This window comes from Streptomyces sp. BI87 (assembly GCF_025957665.1).
GTDB lineage: Bacteria > Actinomycetota > Actinomycetes > Streptomycetales > Streptomycetaceae > Streptomyces > Streptomyces albidoflavus.
Map to the genome: position 1 here is coordinate 3,514,972 of NZ_CP110079.1, position 17,389 is coordinate 3,532,360.

12 protein-coding genes and 3 tRNA genes are annotated in these 17,389 nt (G+C 74.5%); 11 read left to right on the forward strand and 4 right to left on the reverse strand.

The features are described from left to right. Positions 1-299: 299 nt before the first annotated feature. On the reverse strand, positions 300-1,157 hold the full coding sequence (locus tag OIM89_RS15470) for a glycerophosphodiester phosphodiesterase (protein WP_030696625.1): 858 nt from the start codon (positions 1,155-1,157) through the stop codon (positions 300-302). Positions 1,158-1,421: 264 nt separating this feature from the next. Between OIM89_RS15470 and OIM89_RS15475 the strand changes: the two genes are divergently transcribed. The 6 genes from OIM89_RS15475 to OIM89_RS15500 all read left to right on the forward strand — a co-directional run bounded on the left by OIM89_RS15475 (position 1,422) and on the right by OIM89_RS15500 (position 7,430). Further along, a complete protein-coding gene (locus OIM89_RS15475) occupies positions 1,422-2,825 on the forward strand; it encodes a S1C family serine protease (protein WP_030696624.1) in 1,404 nt (467 codons plus the stop codon). Positions 2,826-2,877: 52 nt separating this feature from the next. Continuing rightward, positions 2,878-2,964: transfer RNA gene (locus OIM89_RS15480), tRNA-Ser, on the forward strand. Between the two features lie 289 nt (positions 2,965-3,253). After that, positions 3,254-3,565 carry a hypothetical protein gene (locus OIM89_RS15485; protein ID WP_264491359.1) on the forward strand — a complete coding sequence of 104 codons (312 nt, stop codon included), beginning with the start codon at positions 3,254-3,256 and terminating at the stop codon, positions 3,563-3,565. 289 nt (positions 3,566-3,854) lie between these two features. Next, complete coding sequence (locus OIM89_RS15490) at positions 3,855-4,871, forward strand: DUF1906 domain-containing protein (RefSeq protein WP_030699761.1); 1,017 nt, start codon at positions 3,855-3,857, stop codon at positions 4,869-4,871. 170 nt (positions 4,872-5,041) lie between these two features. Beyond that, complete coding sequence (locus OIM89_RS15495) at positions 5,042-5,599, forward strand: SigE family RNA polymerase sigma factor (RefSeq protein WP_030699760.1); 558 nt, start codon at positions 5,042-5,044, stop codon at positions 5,597-5,599. A gap of 181 nt (positions 5,600-5,780) precedes the next feature. Beyond that, positions 5,781-7,430, forward strand: coding sequence for a long-chain fatty acid--CoA ligase (locus tag OIM89_RS15500; protein ID WP_264491360.1), 1,650 nt, complete (start codon positions 5,781-5,783; stop codon positions 7,428-7,430). A 67-nt stretch (positions 7,431-7,497) separates the two neighbouring features. On the opposite strand, the gene OIM89_RS15505 is transcribed toward OIM89_RS15500, so the two are convergent. Next, a complete protein-coding gene (locus OIM89_RS15505; protein ID WP_264491361.1) occupies positions 7,498-12,864 on the reverse strand; it encodes a PAS domain-containing protein in 5,367 nt (1,788 codons plus the stop codon). A gap of 165 nt (positions 12,865-13,029) precedes the next feature. After that, entirely contained in the window at positions 13,030-13,509 is a 480-nt protein-coding gene (locus tag OIM89_RS15510; protein WP_257381183.1) for a subtilase-type protease inhibitor, read from the reverse strand. 204 nt (positions 13,510-13,713) lie between these two features. Here OIM89_RS15510 and OIM89_RS15515 point away from each other — a divergent pair. The 5 genes from OIM89_RS15515 to OIM89_RS15535 all read left to right on the forward strand — a co-directional run bounded on the left by OIM89_RS15515 (position 13,714) and on the right by OIM89_RS15535 (position 16,480). Beyond that, positions 13,714-13,804: transfer RNA gene (locus OIM89_RS15515), tRNA-Ser, on the forward strand. A 295-nt stretch (positions 13,805-14,099) separates the two neighbouring features. After that, positions 14,100-14,172: transfer RNA gene (locus tag OIM89_RS15520), tRNA-Arg, on the forward strand. 74 nt (positions 14,173-14,246) lie between these two features. After that, positions 14,247-14,630, forward strand: coding sequence for a DUF6578 domain-containing protein (locus OIM89_RS15525; protein ID WP_264491362.1), 384 nt, complete (start codon positions 14,247-14,249; stop codon positions 14,628-14,630). 31 nt (positions 14,631-14,661) lie between these two features. Next, positions 14,662-15,540 carry a DUF2797 domain-containing protein gene (locus OIM89_RS15530; RefSeq protein WP_257381184.1) on the forward strand — a complete coding sequence of 293 codons (879 nt, stop codon included), beginning with the start codon at positions 14,662-14,664 and terminating at the stop codon, positions 15,538-15,540. Between the two features lie 229 nt (positions 15,541-15,769). Beyond that, on the forward strand, positions 15,770-16,480 hold the full coding sequence (locus OIM89_RS15535; protein ID WP_030699753.1) for a winged-helix domain-containing protein: 711 nt from the start codon (positions 15,770-15,772) through the stop codon (positions 16,478-16,480). Here OIM89_RS15535 and OIM89_RS15540 read toward each other — a convergent pair. Next, a complete protein-coding gene (locus tag OIM89_RS15540; protein ID WP_151168887.1) occupies positions 16,467-17,339 on the reverse strand; it encodes an endonuclease/exonuclease/phosphatase family protein in 873 nt (290 codons plus the stop codon). The two genes, OIM89_RS15535 and OIM89_RS15540, sit on opposite strands and share 14 nt — an antisense overlap. Between the last annotated feature and the right edge of the window lie 50 nt (positions 17,340-17,389).

Consider the following 17,389-nt stretch of genomic DNA (forward strand, 5'->3'; position numbering starts at 1 on the left):
CGGCGGGCGCGGCCACCCAAAGAACGCGCCGGTGTACTCCCCGTGAGGTGAATCAGAGGATTGGCGTGCCGTTATGGGCGGCTATCGCCCCATATGCGCAAGGGTTGGACCGGCCCGGAAGCGAAACAACCGCTTCCGCCATCGTGGCCCCTTTCACACTTTCCCTCCCCCTTCGCGGGCGCGTGAGCAGCGGTTCCGCTCCGCGTCAGCGCACACCCGGCGCGCGGAAGGCGCCCCACACTCTCCCGGAAGCGCGCCGTACGCGCCCCCGGCGGGGACCGAGGCGGGCAGGGCGGTTCTCAGCCCCGGCCGAGCTGTTCCAGCACCGCGCGCGGCCGGTTGGTGATGACCGCGTCCACCCCCAGGTCGGCGCAGAGGGCGACGTCGGCCGGGTCGTCCACGGTCCAGACGTGGACGCGGTTGCCGGCCCGGTGGACCTGCTCCACATAAGAGGGGTGGCCGCGCAGGATGCGGATGCTCGGCCCGGAGATGCCCACCCCCGGCGGCAGCCGGCCGTCCCGGTGGCGTACGCCGACGAACTGCATCAGCTGCACCGTCGGCAGGTGCGGCGAGGCGGCACGGACGCGGTGGAGCGAGCGGGCCGAGAAGCTCATCACGCGGACCGGTGACTCGGCGGCCGAGGCCGGCGCGGCCAGGCCGAAGCGGTCGAGCAGGGTCATCAACCGCTCCTCGACCTGCCCGGCCCAGCGCGTGGGGTGCTTGGTCTCGATCGCCAGCTCCACCCGGCGCCCCGCGTCGCTCACCAGCTCCAGCAGGCGTTCCAGGGTCAGCACGGAGGTCCGCTCGGCGTCCCACTGCGGCCGCTCGCTCACCGGCGGTACCGGGACCGCGGTGTCGAGCCCCGCCCCCGGGCCGACCGGGCCGACCCGGGTGGTGTCCTTCCAGGAGCCGAAGTCGAGGCCGGCCAGATCGGCGAGCTCCAGCGCGGAGACGGCGCCGCGGCCGTTGGAGGTGCGGTTGACCCGGCGGTCGTGGACGCAGACCAGATGCCCGTCGGAGGTGAGCCGCACGTCGCACTCCAGGCCGTCGGCGCCGTCCTCGATGGCTTTGCGGTACGCGGCCAGGGTGTGTTCCGGCACGTCCGCGGAGGCGCCGCGGTGGGCGATGACCTTGATGGTTTCCCGGGGTGTGGGCATCACCCGGTCATGGTGTCACCACCGGCGGGCAGACGCGCAAAAGAAGCACCCGGCGCCCGTCTCCGGCAGGGTGGAGGAGCGTGGCAGGGAACTTTCCCCGGCGCGCGCCCGTTTTGCCGGAAGTAAAAGGATGGCGGTGGGTGCACAGGGTCGCCTTACGGTGCCCTGACGTCCGGTGGGAAAAGCTGACTGCGAACATCTGGACAGTCGGGCCGTACCGGGCCGCGACCGTGACCGATCGCCGTGGACCGAGGAGAACCAGCTGTGAGCACCGAGAACGAGGGCTCAGGGACCGAGGGCGCCGGGACCGAGGGCCAGCAGGTACCCCCCTCCGTGCCGCCCGCCCCGTCCGTACCCCCCGCACCGGTGGACCCCGCCAGGGGCGGCCCGCAGCAGTCCGCACCGGCCGGGGACTGGCCCCCGCCGCCTCCGCAGGGCGCCCCCTCCCCCTACGCCGAACCCCCCGCCACCCCGGCGTACGCCGGGGGCGGTTCCTACGCGACCCCCGGCGGCGGCCCCGCCTGGGGAGCCTCCTACCAGCAGCCCGCCCCCGCCAAGGGCCGGCGCGGCGGGCTGGTCGCGGCGGTGCTGGCGGCGGCGCTGATCGCGGGCGGCGTCGGCGGCGGCATCGGCTACTGGGCGGCCAGCGACGGCGACGGCTCGGGTTCCACCACCGTCTCCGCCTCCGACACCCCGACCAGCGTCAAGCGCGAGGCCGGCTCGGTGGCCGGCGTCGCCGCCAAGGCGCTGCCGAGCGTCGTCACCATCGACGCCCAGGGCGGCGACGGCGAGGGCGGCACCGGCACCGGCTTCGTCTACGACAAGCAGGGCCACATCCTCACCAACAACCACGTCGTCGCCTCGGCCGCCGACGGCGGCAAGCTCTCCGCCACCTTCTCCAACGGCAAGAAGTACGTGGCCGAGGTGGTCGGCCGCGCCGAGGGGTACGACGTCGCGGTGCTCAAGCTGCGCAACAGCGACGGCCCCGCCCCGCTGCCGCTCGGCAACAGCGACAAGGTCGCCGTCGGCGACTCCACCATCGCCATCGGCGCCCCCTTCGGCCTGTCCAACACGGTCACCACCGGCATCATCAGCGCCAAGAACCGCCCGGTCGCCTCCAGCGACGGCGGCAACTCCAAGAGCTCCTACATGAGCGCGCTCCAGACCGACGCCTCCATCAACCCGGGCAACTCCGGCGGCCCGCTCCTCGACTCCGGCGGCGCCGTCATCGGCATCAACAGCGCCATCCAGTCGGCCGGGAACGGCATGGGCGGCTCCGGCCAGGCGGGCTCGGTCGGCCTCGGCTTCGCCATCCCGATCAACCAGGCGAAGAACGTCGCCGAGCAGCTCATCAAGACCGGCAAGCCCGTCTACCCGGTCATCGGTGCCTCGGTCTCCCTGGAGGACAACCGCATGGGGGCCACCATCTCCGACGAGGGGCCCGGCGGTTCCGCCGCCGTCTCCCCGAACGGGCCCGCGGCCAAGGCCGGCCTGAAGTCCGGCGACGTCATCACCAAGCTGGACGACACCATCATCGACAGCGGCCCCACCCTCATCGGCGAGATCTGGACCCACAAGCCCGGTGACACCGTGAAGATCACCTACGAGCGCGGCGGCAAGACCGAGACGGTCGACGTCACGCTGGGCGATCGCGTGGGCGACGACTGAGCCGTTACTCTTGTCCCCGCGCCACCACGCCCCGAAGGGCCCGATGGCGCGGGGAGGGTTGCCCGAGCGGCCTAAGGGAACGGTCTTGAAAACCGTCGTGGTGGCGACATCACCGTGGGTTCAAATCCCACACCCTCCGCAGCGGTTGAAGAGCGTGTGCAGCAGAAGGGGCGTCTCCGGTGGAGGCGCCCCTTTCGCGTGCGCGGGCGGGGACGGCGGCCGGGTGGGGCCTGTGCGGTCGCTTTGGGGGCGCGTGAAGGGTTTAGAAGAAACTGCTCACACTTGCGGGGGAAGTGGGCGGTCTCGGGTGGTTCCTGGGCGGGGGGCTGGGCAATTCTGATCCAGCAATCGCAGCGCATCCGGGCGGTCGGCCAACTGCCCGGAGCGACAAGGCACTTACCGGGTCCGCCCGGGCTATGGAGGAACACATGGCAAGCATCCGCACCGCTCGCGTTCTCGCCGCCGTCGCCGCTCTTCCGCTGGCCGCCGCCCTTTGCGCGGGCGTCGCCGTCGCCGACAACGGCTCGTTCGCGAACGACGGATCGAACGCCGCCGTGGCGACGGTCAGCGGCAGCGGGGTCGGCGACGACAACAGCGGCAACTCCGCCACCACCCAGCAGCAGGCCGTCGGTTCGGGCGCCTCGAACGAGAACAACTCCGCCCAGGTCAACGAGGCGGCCTTCACCTCGATCGACCAGTCCGACAAGAGCGTCTGGGTGAGCTTCAACCAGCTCTGGTAAGCCCCCTCCCGGGCCTCATGGTCCGTACGGGGGTCGAAGGCCATGGGGGACGACCAGCCCGCGCGGCGGTGCACCACGCACCGCCGCGCAGTGCTGTGCGCGGAACCGGGCCGACGGCGAGCGGGCGTACGAGCCGGGGAGCGCGGAGAGGAGCCCCAGCACATCCCGCGCGCGGCCGCGACCCGGGAGCCCGCGTACGAGGTGTTTCGCCACCCCGTACGGATGACGTGGGGCGCGCCCCCACCGAGTCGTGGTCGCCGGGATCTTCACTCATCACATGAGACGCCAAATGATGATCAGAAGATGGCTCGCGCTGGCGGTCGCGGTGGCGTCCGCCGCGGGTGCCGGGGTGACGACCGCGTACGGCGACAGCGCCGCCCCGCCGCCGTCGCCGGAGCAGGTCCGCGGCGAGGTGACCCCCGGTGGCTCCGAGGCGGACTCGGCCCCCGAGCCGTCCCTGCGCCCCCGCCCCCTCCCCGCCCCCGAGGGCCAGCAGGCACCCCGGCCCGGTGCCGTCCCCGCCCAGCCCGTGCCGGGCGTACCGGAGTTCCCGGCCTTCCCGGAGGCCGGCCAGGAGCTGCCGGCGGAGGCCAACGTCTTCCGCGGCAAGGCGTTCGACACCTGCCACGCCCCCTCGATGGGCGTCCTCCGCAACTGGCGCGCCTCCGACTACCGCGCCGTCGGGGTCTACTTCGGCGGCCGCGGCCGCGCCTGCCCGAACCAGCCGAACCTGACACCGGAGTACCTGACCGAGGGCGACCGCATCGGCTGGAACTTCCTGCCGATCTACGTCGGCTCGCAGTCGCCCTGCGTCATCGCGGCCAACAAGCAGAACGTGCGCATCACCGGCGACCCCGTCGAGCGGGGCGCGGCGGAGGGCGCGGACGCGGTCGACCGCGCCGCCGCCCTCGGCATGGAACGCGGCAGCGCGCTCTACCTCGACATGGAGGCGTACGACCACCGGAAGGCCGACTGCGCCGCGACCACCCTCGCCTTCGTCCGGGCCTGGAACCGCGCGGTCACCGACAGCGGCTACGTGCCGGGCTTCTACTCCAGCGCCTCCTCCGGCATCAGCCACCTGGAGAGCGAGCGGCGGGCCGGGACGACCGACCTGCCGGCGGCCATCTGGTTCGCGCGCTGGCAGCAGCAGCCCGACCTCTGGGGCGAGCCCGTCCTCGACAGGCAGGCCTGGGCGCCGGACGCCCGCATCCACCAGTACGCGGGCAACGTCACGGAGACGCACGGCGGCAGCACCCTGACGATCGACCGCAACCAGGTCAGCGCCCCGGTGGCCCGGATCAGCTGAACAGCGGGCGAAAGCGGGGGCCTTCGGCCTCCGGGACCTCCCTGACCGGCCCTCGGCCGGGCCTCCACCTTCAGGAGGTGCGCGGCGGCCCCGTCCTACACCCACAGGGGGACGGGGCTTCGCGACCTGTGGGCGATCCGCCGCCGGGGCCGCGCTCCTAGCGTGGAGCCATGACAGTGACCCAGGTGTCCGTCCGCACCGGCACGTCGACGGCGGGCGGCGCCTCCCCGGCGCGCTACCCGTCCTTCGCCTCCTACGTCGAGGCCCGCCAGCCCGTGCTGCTGCGGACCGCCCGTTCGCTGACGCCCAACCCGAACGACGCGGAGGACCTCCTCCAGACCGCCCTGGCCAAGACGTACGTGGCCTGGCCGCGCATCGAGGACCACCGGGCGCTCGACGGGTACGTGCGCCGCGCCTTGGTCAACACGCGGACCTCGCAGTGGCGCAAGCGCAAGGTCGACGAGTACGCCTGCGAGGAGCTGCCCGAACCCGAGGTGCTGCCGGGCGTCGACCCGGCGGAGGCACAGAGCCTGCGCGACGCCATGTGGCGCGCGATCATGAAACTCCCGGCCCGCCAGCGCGCCATGGTCGTCCTGCGGTACTACGAGGACCTCAGCGAGGCCCAGACGGCCGCGATCCTCGGGGTCTCGGTGGGGACCGTCAAGAGCGCCGTCTCCCGCGCGCTCGGCAAGCTGCGCACCGACCCGGAGCTGACCGCCGCCCGCTGAAGGCGGGCCCCGGGGGGCCCGGAGCCACCCGGTACCGGTCGACACGTCGCCCTCGTCCTCGGCTGCCCTGTACAGCACCCTTCGCTCTGATTTCAAGACCCCCGGACTAGTGACATACCAAGCGGTATGGGCTGAGAATCAGGCCAAACCTACTGCCGCGTAGCGCCCCCGGGAGGACGCCGTGCTGAGCACCATGCAGGACGTACCGCTGACCGTGACCAGGATTCTCATGCACGGCATGACGATCCACGGAAACTCGCAGGTCACGACATGGACGGGAGAGGCCGAGCCGCAGCGCCGCTCCTACCGTGAGATCGGCGAGCGGTCCGCACAGCTCGCCCACGCCCTCAAGGACAAGCTGGGTGTCCGGCCGGACGACCGGGTCGCCACCCTGATGTGGAACAACGCCGAGCACGTCGAGGCGTACTTCGCCATCCCGTGCATGGGGTCGGTCCTGCACACGCTCAACCTGCGGCTGCCCGCCGAGCAGCTGGCCTGGATCGTCGGCCACGCCGCCGACAAGGTGATCATCGTCAACGGCTCCCTGCTGCCGCTGCTCGCCCCGCTCCTGCCGCATCTGCCCACCGTCGAGCACGTCGTCGTCTCCGGCCCGGGCGACCGCTCCCTGCTGGCGGGCGTGGCTCCCCGCGTCCACGAGTACGAGGAGTTGCTCGCCGGCCGCGCCACGCGCTACGACTGGCCGGAACTGGACGAGCGGGCCGCCGCCGCCATGTGTTACACCTCCGGCACCACCGGCGACCCCAAGGGCGTCGTCTACTCCCACCGCTCTATCTACCTGCACTCCATGCAGGTCAACATGAGCCAGTCGATGGGGCTGACCGACGCGGACACCAGCCTCGTGGTGGTCCCCCAGTTCCACGTGAACGCCTGGGGCCTGCCGCACGCCACGCTGATGACCGGCGTCAACATGCTGATGCCCGACCGCTTCCTCCAGCCCGGCCCGCTCGCCGAGATGATCGAGACCGAACGGCCCACCCACGCCGCCGCCGTCCCCACCATCTGGCAGGGGCTCGCCGCCGAACTGACCGCCAAGCCCCGCGACGTCTCCTCGCTGACCCAGGTCACCATCGGCGGCTCGGCCTGCCCGCCCTCGCTGATGGCGGAGTTCGACCGGCTCGGCATGCGTGTCTGCCACGCCTGGGGCATGACGGAGACCTCGCCGCTCGGCACCATCGCCCGGCCGCCGGCCCACGCGGTCGGCACCGAGGATGAGATGGGCTACCGCCTCACGCAGGGCCGCTTCCCCTCGGGCGTCGAGGCCCGGCTGGCCGGACCCGGTGGCGAGTACCTGCCCTGGGACGGCACCTCCGCCGGTGAGCTGGAGGTCCGCGGGCCGTGGATCGCCGGCGCCTACTACGGGGGCGCGGACGGCGAGCCGCTCCGCCCCGAGGACAAGTTCAGCGCCGACGGCTGGCTGAAGACCGGGGACGTCGGCGTCATCACCCCCGACGGCTTCCTCACCCTCACCGACCGCGCCAAGGACGTGATCAAGTCCGGCGGCGAGTGGATCTCCAGCGTCGAACTGGAGAACGCGCTGATGTCCCACCCCGACGTCGCCGAGGCCGCCGTCGTCGCGGTCCCCGACGACAAGTGGGGCGAGCGCCCGCTGGCCACGGTCGTCCTCAAGGAGGGCGCCACCACCGGCTTCACCGAGCTGCGCGAGTTCCTCGCCGGCTCCGTCGCCAAGTGGCAGCTGCCCGAGCGGTGGACGGTCATCGAGTCGGTCCCGAAGACCAGCGTCGGCAAGTTCGACAAGAAGGTCCTGCGCCGCCAGTACGCCGAGGGCGGGCTGGACGTCACGACCCTGTAGCCCGGCCGGTACGGAAGAAGGGGCGGTGTCCGCGGACACCGCCCCTTCTCGCTGCCTTGCCCCTGGCTCAGTTGGTGCCGATCTTCGCCAGCAGGTCGACGATCCGGGCCTGGACGTCGTCGGTGGTCGACCGCTCGGCCAGGAAGAGGACGGTCTCCCCGGAGGCGAGCCTCGGCAGCTCCGCCGGGTCGATCCCGGCGGCCGTGTAGACGACCAGCGGCGTGTGGTTGAGCCGCCCGTTGGCCCGCAGCCAGTCCACCACCCCGGCCCGGCGGCGGCGGACCTGCATCAGGTCCATCACCACGAGGTTGGGGTGCATCTGGGTGGCCAGGTTGACCGCGTCGGTGTCGGTGGTGGCCCGGGCGACCTGCATGCCCCGGCGCTCCAGCGCTGCCGTCAGCGCCACCGCGATCTCCTCGCGCTCCTCGATCAGCAGGACCCGCGAGGGGTGCTGCTCACTGTCGCGCGCGGCCAGCGCCTTGAGGAGCACCGCCGGATCGGCACCGTACGCCGCCTCACGCGTCGCCTGCCCCAGCCCGGCGGTCACCAGGACCGGGACCTCGGCGGCCACCGCGGCCTGGCGCAGCGACTGGAGGGCGGTCCGGGTGATCGGCCCGGTCAGCGGGTCCACGAAGAGCGCGGCCGGGAAGGCGGCGATCTGCGCGTCCACCTCCTCCCGGGAGTGCACGATCACCGGACGGTACCCACGGTCGCTGAGCGCCTGCTGGGTGGAGACGTCGGGCGCCGGCCAGACCAGCAGACGCCGGGGGTTGTCGAGCGGCTCGGGCGGCAGCTCGGCGTCCTGCGGCTGGGGCTGCGGCTGGTTGGCCACCTCGACGGCGCCGTTGGGCCCGTCCAGCGGCTCCGGCCCCTCGGCCCCCTCGTCGGGCGCGCCTATCGCGTACGACCGGCCCTGCGCGGGATAGCCGTCGGCGTCCGGCGCGGGGGCCGCCGCCGGTACGGGCGCGCCGGGCACGGGAGTTGGCTGCTGCGGCGGCGCCTGCGGGGCGGACTGCTGCGGTGCGGGAGGCGTCGCGGCCTCCTCCGCTGCCGGGGGCGTCCCCAGCTTCCGTCGGCGGCCGGCCGGGGCCGGGGCCGGAGGCGGCGGGTTCTGCGGCGGCTGGGCAGGGTTGTTCAGGGGGCGGCGCTGCGGCTCGGCCGGTCGGCCGGGGGCCGCGAAGGGCACTCCCTGGCCGAGGGTGCGCACGCTGAACGCCCGGTTCTGCGCGGAGGCGGCCTGCTCTTCGGCGGACTCGGCCGGGAGCGGCTGGGCCACGCGCTGCGGCTGCGGTGCCGGAGTCGGGGCCGGGGCGGCAGCGGAGGTTTCACGTGAAACAGGAGCAGCCGGGTGGTCGGTCGATGTTTCACGTGAAACAGGGGCGACCGGAGCCTCGTCGGATGTTTCACGTGAAACGGGCGCCTCGCCCCCAGTGGGGACGACGGGCGATGTTTCACGTGAAACCGCCTCAGGCCCTGCCTGGAGCCCGGGCACGTTCCCCGTCTGCGGTCCGGCCGTCGGCTCCTGCACCTCCGCAGGAGGAGCCGCCTCGGGCAGGGGCACGGAGCCGGTCGCCGCCGTGGGCACGGCCCAGCCGTCGGCCGCGGGCGGGGAGACCGGCGTCCCCCCGGCCGGCGTCGCCTCCGGCAGCGGAGCCGAAGCGGTCGGCAGCGGGTGCGCCTGGGGCGGGGTGTGGTCGAGCGCGGGGTGACCCGCCGGCCCGTGAGCGTCCTCCGCCGAAGGAAGGGCCAGGCCGGTCCCGGCCTCCGCCCCCTCGCCCGGCACCTGCCCGGGTCCGTCGGCGAGGGCACGGCGCGCCCGCCGGGGTCCTGCCGCCTGCTGACCGGGCAACGCCTGCGTGGGCTGCGGCTGCTGAGTCACGGGAGCGGCCGGGTACGCGGCGCCCGGCGGAACCTGGCCCGGCGGAACGACAGACTGCTGATCGGGCACGTCCGGCTGCGCCACGGCCTGCTGGGCCGGGAGCCCGGCGGGCGGGGTCTGCTGCTCCACGGGCGCGGCCGGGGTGCCCGGCGCCGGAGCGGCCGGCGCCCCCGGGGCCGCGGGCGTGCCCGTCATGGGCGGGAGCGGCACGGAGGAGGCGGGTCCGCCCTGCGGCGCGGCGGGGAGCTGCGGCGGGGCGAGCGGGTGCTGCGGCCGCACGGCCGTCGGGTCCGGGTCGGGGACGGCGCCGGGAGCCGGTGCCGCCTGCCCTGCCGCGGGCGTGGCCGGCGGCACCGGCGAGCCCGGCGCGGGGACCTGGAGCGGCTGGCCGACGGCGAACGGCGGCGTCAACGGGCCGGCAGCGGACGGCTGGGGCGCGGGCTGCCCGGTCTGGGCCGCACCCGCCGGGAAGCCGGGCGGGACCGGAGCCTGCGGGGTGGCCGGCTGCGGGAACCCCGGCGCCGGAGGCATGCCGGTGACGGCCGCACCCTGCGCGGTCGTGCCGGCGGACCGGTCCGGGGTCGCGGGGCTGGCCGCCGGGGCCTGCGTCTCGGCGGACGGGGCCGGAACAGCGGGTGCGGGCGGCGGAGTTGCGGGGCTCGCGGCGGCGCCGGGGGCTGCCGGGCCGGGCGGTACCGGGACACCGGGGGCGGCCGTGACCGGCGGGACGGGAACCGGGCCCGGAGCCGGGACGGGCGCCGTGGCCGGGTTCGGGGCGGCTGGCTGCGGGGTCGGCTGCACGGGGACCGCGGTGCCGGTGGAGGCGGCGGTCGGGCCGGAGGGCGGCGCGAAGTGCGGGGCCACGGGGGCAGGGGCCGCCTGGGGGGCTGTCTGGCCGGGGGCGGGCGCGGTGTTCGGCTGCCCGGAGGACATCGCCTGGACCGTCTCGCCCGGGGTGCCCACCGTGGGGGCCGGAGGGGCGGGCGCCGCCGGGGCGTTCGGGGTGCCGGGCGGTGTCGGCTGGGCGGGCACGGGGGCTCCGGCCGGCGGCAGCGCGGGCATGGCGGGGGGCGCGGGGCGCTGGACGGAGCGGTCCTGCTGGTCGTCGGGGGCCTGTGCGGGGCGCGGCACGGCGGCGCCGAGCCCGGGGCGGACCCCCGGGGCGATGACGACGGCCGCGCCGGGGCCGGTGGAACCGGCGGGCGGCAGCGCGGGCTGGGTGGCGCGGAGCCCGGTCGGGGGCACCCCCTGCGGAGGCACCGTGCCGCCCAGGGCGCTGGCGGAGGCCGCGGTGCCGGCGGCGTGCTCGGCCGCGGTGGTCACCGCGCCCTCGGAGGTCGGGACGTTCGCGTCCTGGGGCGCGGCGGCGCGGCGGCGCCTGCGCCCGGTGCCGCCCTCGGCCGCGCCGGTGGGCGCGGGCAGGGCGACCGCGCTGCCCGCGGCCGGGGTCTCGCCGCCCTCCTGCCCGGCCAGTACGGCCTCGACCGGCGTCTCGTCGGCCGCCCGGCGGCCACGGCGGCGCCCGGTGGGGGCAACCGCGGGGGCGGGCTCAGGCGCGGCCGGAGTGCCGTCGGTGGAGGTGCCGAGGAAGGAGTCGACGGAGGAGCGCGGCGCGGCACGCCGGCGCCGCCGCCCGTGCGGCCGCTCGGACTCGGCCTCCGGGGCGGTGCCCTCGGGTGCCTGCTCGGGCGTCGCACCGGCGGGCAGTTCGGCCTGCGGCGGGGCCTGGACCGCCCCGGCGCCCTCGCCGAGCGGGATGTCGAGGACGTAGGCGCTGCCGCTCATGCCGGGCATGGCGTGGGTCTGGAGGACGCCGCCGTGGGCCCGGACGATGCCGCGTACCAGCGGCTCGTGCACCGGGTCGCCGCCCGCGAACGGGCCGCGCACCTCGATGCGTACCGCGTTGCCGCGCAGGGCCGCCGCGACGACGACCGTGGAGTCGATGTACCCGCCCGCCATGGCCTGCGGGGTCTGCCGGGCGTTGCCGGTGGCGTCGATGCCGGCCACGTCGGCGATGAGGTGGGCCAGCGCCGTGGCGAAGCGGTGCGGGTCGATCTCCGCCTCGATGGACGGGGCGTGCACGGCGAACTGGGCCCGGCCCGGGCCGATCAGCTCGACGGCGCCCTCGACGCCGGCCGCGATGACCTCGTCGAGCAGCACCTTCTTGCGGTCCAGGCTGTCCTGACCGGCGTCGAGCCGCTGGTAGCCGAGGACGTTGTCGACGAGGGTCGTCATCCGCGCGTAGCCGGCGGAGAGGTGGTGCAGGATCTGGTTGGCCTCGGGCCAGAGCTGTCCCGCCGGGTCGGCGGCGAGCGAACCCAGTTCGCTCCGCAGGTGGTCGAGGGGGCCGCGCAGGGACTCGGAGAGCACCGCGACCAACTGGTCGTGGCGGGCGGCGAGCGCCTCGTAGCGGTCCTTCTCCCGCTCGCCGAGGGCCGCGTACCGCTCCTTCTCCCGCTCCGCCAGCGCCTCGTACCGCTCGGTGGACTCGCGCTCCAGCGTCTCGTACCGCTCGCGGGAGGCGCGCTCCAGCTCCTGGTACTTCTCGGTGGAGGTGCGTTCCAGGTCCTCGTACCGCTCGCGGGAGGTGCGCTCCAGCTTCTCGTACTTCTCGGTCGAGGAGGTCTCCAGCTCCTCGTACCGCCGCTGTTCGCGCTCGGCCAGCTCCTCGTAGCGCTTCTCGGCGGCGGCCAGCTCCTCGGCGTGCTCGGCGACGAGCGCCTCGTGGGCGCGCCGGTCGGTGAAGGTGACGACGGCGCCGACCAGCTGGTCCCCGTCGCGGACGGGCGCGGTGGTGAGGTCGACGGGCACCGGCGAGCCGTCCTTGGCCCACAGCACCTGCCCCCGCACCCGGTGCTTGCGCCCGGAGCGCAGCGTGTCGGCGAGCGGCGACTCGGCGTACGGGAAGGGCTCCCCGTCGGCCCGCGAGTGCAGGACCAGCGTGTGGAACTCCCGGCCGCCCAGGTCCCCGGCGCGGAAGCCGAGGATCTGCGCCGCCGCCGGGTTGACCAGGACGACGCGCCCGTCGGTGTCGGTGCCGACGACGCCCTCGGCCGCCGCCCGCAGGATCATCTCGGTCTGCCGCTGCGAACGGGCCAGCTCCGCCTCGGTGTCGACCGCTCCGGAGAGGTCCCGGACCACGATCATCAGCAGTTCGTCGCCGGTGTACCGCTGGTCCGCCGCCCCGGCGCCGAACTGCGAGGGGGCGCCCCAGCCGGGTTCCCGCCCCTCGGCGAGGCTCGCGCTGGTCACCTCGACGGGGAACTCGGCGCCGTCGGTACGCCGGGCCGTCATCCGCGTCGGCCTGGTGCGGCCCTGCTCGTCGATGGTGTCCGGGCGGCGCATCGATCCGGGGATCAGCCGCGAGTCGAACTCCGGGAGCAGGTCGAGCAGTCCGCGCCCGACCAGCGCCGTACCGGGTGCCTCCAGGCGCTCCAGGGCGATGGTGTTGGCGTTGACGACCGTGCCGTTGCAGTTGACGAGCACCAGGGCGTCGGGGAGCGCGTCGAGTATTGCTGCGAGGCGAGCAGCGCCTCGTGATGGCCTGCTGCTCACGACGACGGTTCCTCCCTGATCACTGCGGTTTGCCGACCTCTCGGGTCATCCTGCCCCCGGGTCCGCAGCCTGTCACGGGAGGGAGTCTACGGGCAGACCGGTCCCCGGGTGCCGGATGAGAGGGAGGTCGCACGGAGGAGGTGTGTGCCTTGTGCGCGGGTCGCGTCATGATCCGGTCGAAGGCAGGACGGGGACGAGCCGGTCCCATCGCGCGATCCGGCAGCCGTCGGTACGCGCGAACGAGGCGTCCACGGCCCGCCCCCGCCAGGTCCCTTCGACGCGCGCCGTCGCGTCCCCGCCGTGCTGCATGGTGCACATGGCGTCCCTCGGCACCGGTGCGAACGGGTCCTGTCCTCCCGCCGCCAGCTCCGCCAGCCGCCCGCACGCGCCCTGCACGTCCGGGTGGTCTCCCCCGGCGGGTCGGCACCGCAGGACGAACGTCCCGTCCCCCGCCCCCGCGTCCCGCACGCTCACCGTCAGCCGGTCCTGCCCCGCACCGAAACCGGGCCCCGCGCCGAGTCCCGGCACCCCGACCGACGGCAGTACGGGGCCGCCGGGCCCGGAGTGCGCCTGCGCGGCGAGCGGGACGGCACCCAGCAGGGCGGCGGCTGAGGCGGCGAGGGCGAGAGCGGTGCGGCGCAGCAAGGGGGCTCCAGGTCGTCCGGTACAGATCGCCGGGCACTCCGGCGCCCTGCCTAACGCCCCACGGCCGCCGACGTTCCGCTTCCACACCGCGCCAAGAATGCTTTGCCCTGCGGGCATCACGCCTAGTACCTTGGGTGGCGATTGGTGACGGGCCACCTGGCTGTGTCATCATCTGGACGCACCTTCGCCACGCGAGGGTGTGCTGGAGGCGTCGCCTAGTCCGGTCTATGGCGCCGCACTGCTAATGCGGTTTGGGGTTTACCCCCCATCGAGGGTTCAAATCCCTCCGCCTCCGCCTCACCGAAGCCCCGATCGCCCAGCGGTCGGGGCTTCGTCGTGTCCGCCGGGAAGAGCCGCGCCGCGAGGCTTGCCTTCCGGCGACGGACGGAAGCGGAATCCCCGCCCGCGCCCCGCGCCGGCGCCCCGAAACCGCCGCCCGGGCCCGTGGCGCCCGGCACCCCACCCCCACCCGTCTGGATGTTTCCGCAGGTCAAAGGGGGTGGGCTAATCGGATTTCGCCTCACGCCGCAGGTGGGGTAATGTTGTCCACGCAACGCCGACCGGGGCGAAAAAAACCCCGGGAAGCACAAGCACTCGTAGCTTAACGGATAGAGCATCTGACTACGGATCAGAAGGTTGCAGGTTCGAATCCTGCCGAGTGCACAGCAGGCGAGAGGCCCCCAGGAGAGATCCTGGGGGCCTCTCGCGTTGTTAGTAGCACGGCGGACAATGGCCGTATGACCGTGACGATCTGGCTCGATGGCCGGCAGACGCAGCGCTGTGGGGAGAGCTTTCGGCCGGGGGATGTCGTCGAGTGGCAGGTGGTGGAGGCCGATGCCGAGGATGACGCGGATGTCGTTGGGGCCGGGCGGGCGGCTGATATTGATTTCCGGGAGGAGCGCCACGGTGGGGCGGGGGAAGAGGGTGCTTCGATCCGGGTGAAGGCCGAGGCGGTCGTGGAGGTGCACTGCCGGTACGAGGTTGCTGGGGACGGCGTCGGGTACCCCGTGCCGGGCAGCACCGAACTCGTTTCGGTCGAAAGGGCCGATGGCTGGGCGGCGGAGCGGCCGGGTGCCACGTTCCGCGGGTACCTGGTGGCCGCCGAGCCCGTGGCGGGGTGACGGTGTGGGGTCCGTGTGGTGGTGCACCGGGATGGCGTGGCGGGAGGAGCGGCCTGTGCTCGGGTGGTGGGCCGAGGGGCGTGGGGAGCGGGGGAGTGAGCTGAGGGTCGGGGAAGGGCTGGGGTTTCGGGTGCGTGGGGTGCGGCGGTGTCTCGGGGTGTGGCGGGGTGGGCGGCGGACCGTCTGTCCGGAGCGGGCCGAGGTGGGGGCCGGGAGTACGCGGGCGCAGTGTGAGGAGTGTGCGCGGCTGGACCGGGCGCGGTCGGTGGCGGCGGACACGATGGCCGATGATCCGCGGGCGTATGCCGTGTATCTGGCGTGGTTCGGGCCGGGGATGGTGAAGGTGGGGATCACGCGGGAGGACCGGGGGCCGGCGCGCCTGTTGGAACAGGGTGCGGTGGCGTTCACCTGGCTCGGGCGGGGGCCGTTGATGGCGGCGCGGCGGGCGGAGGAGTTGCTGCGGTCGGCGTTGGGGGTGCCCGACCGGGTGCCGTACGCGCGGAAGCGGGCGGTGCGGGCGGAGTTGCCGCCGGCCGGGGTGCGGGCGGCGGAGCTGGCCGAGTGGCACGGGCGGGCGGTGGGGCTGGCCGGGTGGCCGGAGGCGCTGGAGCGGGCGGAGTTCGCGGTGGTGGACCACGGTGGGGTGTTCCGGCTGGCGGAGGCCGAGTGGGGCGGGGCCGGGGCGCTGGTGGGCGGGTTGCGGGACGGGGCTGTCGTGGCCGGGCGGTTGGTGGGGGCGGCCGGGCCCGATCTGCATCTGGCGCGGGAGGGGAGCCGGCGGGCCGTGCTGGTGGTCGACACGAGGCTCATGGCCGGGTGGCAGTTGGACGCGGCGGGGGAGGGGGCGGACACCGACGGGGTGGAGGTGAGGGCGGTGGAGCCGGCGCATCGGCAGGGCGGGTTGTTCTGAGGGGTGGTCCGTGCGGGCGGGCTGTTCGTGGAGGGCGGCTGGTGTGGTTGGGCTGCTCTGAGGTGGGCCCGGGCGCCCTGCCCCCCAACGGCGACCCGCACGAGGGCGATTCGGCCCTTCCCCCCAGCTGGCCACGGCGCGACCCGCGGCCGACCCACCTCCCCGATTCTCAGCGGAATCATAGGTTCCACTCAGTGGCCTCTCACGCCCCCCGGCCACGCTGGCGCCCATGAGCCTGACGTTGGGTACGGAGCAGATCACGGCGGCGCGGCGGGAGCCCCTGGCGGCGACGGAGGCCGTGCGGGTGTTGCTGGTTGCCGGGGGTGGTGACGGGCGGGTGCTCGGGGCGGCGTTGCGGGGCGAAGGGTGGTGTGTGGTGAGCGCGGGAGCGGAGTTCGTGGCCGTGGCACGGGAGTTCCGGCCCGATGTCGTCGTGCTGCACGGGCTTCCGGCGGATCTGCGGGGGCGGCTCGCGCGGCTGGAGGAGGTGGTGCCCGAGGTGCCGGTGCTCTTCGTGAGCGGGGACGCGGCGCGGGCGGTCGCGCGGGTGCGGGCGCTGGTGGAGTCGGCCGGGGAGCGGGCGCCGCTCCTGGTCGTGGGTGATCTGGCGATGGACGAGGAGGCGCGGGAGGTGACGCGGGGCGGGGTGCCGGTGCGGCTCACCGCGACCGAGTTCGAGCTGCTGCGGTACCTCATGCGCAACCCGCGCCGTGTGCTGAGCAAGGCGCAGATCCTGGAGCGGGTCTGGGGCGCGGGCGCCGGGGCGCGCGGGAACCTGGTGGAGCTCTACATCTCGTACCTGCGGCGGAAGATCGACGTGGGGGCGGGTAGCGGGGTGCCGGTGATTCACACGCGGCGGGGCGCGGGGTACGTGCTGAAGGCGGCGGACCCGGGGGCGGATGCGCGTCAGGGCCCGCCGCCCCTGGTCAGCGGCGGGTGAGGTGGAGGTCGGCGACGACGGGGAGGTGGTCGGAGGCGATGCCGGTGGGGGCGGTCCAGGAGCTGCGGACGGTGATACCCGCGCCGGTGGCGACGTAGTCGATGCGGCGGTCGGGGGCGGAGGCGGGGAAGGTGGGGGCGCCCGGGTCGGCGTCGCGCAAGGTGGTCCAGAGCGGGGCGAGTTCGGGGGCGTCGGGGCGGGCGTTGAAATCGCCGAGGAGGAGGTGGGCGGGGCAGCGGCCCGGGCAGGGGCGGTCCATCACGCGGAGCATGTCGGCGACCTGGGCGGCGCGGACGGCGGGGTCGGGGCGGTAGTCGAGGTGGGTGGCGTAGACGTCGAGGGGGAGGCCGCGGACGGCGACGGTGGCCTGGAGGAAGCCGGGGGCCGGTTCGGGGAGCGGGTTCTCGCCCTGGGTGGAGAGCCGGGTGATCTCGTGGTTGCGGACGCGGAGCACGGGGTGGCGGGAGAGGACGGCGACGCCGAACTCGCGGCGCGGGGGCGTGGGGCCGGAGGCGGCGGGCTCGGGGTCGAGGCTGTAGATCGGCGCGAAAGCGACGTGCATTCCCAGCCGGTGGGCCAGTTCGCGGGCGAGATCGCGCCATTGGCTGCGCTCGCCCCAGTGCACGTCCACCTCCTGGAGGCCGATGACGTCGGCGTCGAGCGAGCGCAGCGCCCGTACCTGCCGGTCCAGGTCGAAGACCTCGTCCTCGCCGGCGCCCGCGTGGATGTTGTACGTGGCGACGCGGAGGGGGACGGGGCGCGGGGTGGCCGGATGGGCGGCGGCCGAGGCGGTCAGGACCAGCCCGATGGCCAGAAGGAGGGGTACGGCATGGCGTCTCAAAGCCAGGTGGATACGCATGATTGCCTCTTTTCCGGGTGAACGGTGAGCCCGGGAAAGGTACCGGGGAG

Coding starts and splice junctions, on each gene's coding strand:
- OIM89_RS15470 (WP_030696625.1), bottom strand. CDS start 1,157: ATGCCCACACCCCGGGAAACCATCAAGGTCATCGCCCACCGCGGCGCC.
- OIM89_RS15485 (WP_264491359.1), top strand. CDS start 3,254: ATGGCAAGCATCCGCACCGCTCGCGTTCTCGCCGCCGTCGCCGCTCTT.
- OIM89_RS15490 (WP_030699761.1), top strand. CDS start 3,855: ATGATGATCAGAAGATGGCTCGCGCTGGCGGTCGCGGTGGCGTCCGCC.
- OIM89_RS15495 (WP_030699760.1), top strand. CDS start 5,042: ATGACAGTGACCCAGGTGTCCGTCCGCACCGGCACGTCGACGGCGGGC.
- OIM89_RS15525 (WP_264491362.1), top strand. CDS start 14,247: ATGACCGTGACGATCTGGCTCGATGGCCGGCAGACGCAGCGCTGTGGG.
- OIM89_RS15530 (WP_257381184.1), top strand. CDS start 14,662: ATGGCGTGGCGGGAGGAGCGGCCTGTGCTCGGGTGGTGGGCCGAGGGG.
- OIM89_RS15535 (WP_030699753.1), top strand. CDS start 15,770: ATGAGCCTGACGTTGGGTACGGAGCAGATCACGGCGGCGCGGCGGGAG.
- OIM89_RS15540 (WP_151168887.1), bottom strand. CDS start 17,339: ATGCGTATCCACCTGGCTTTGAGACGCCATGCCGTACCCCTCCTTCTG.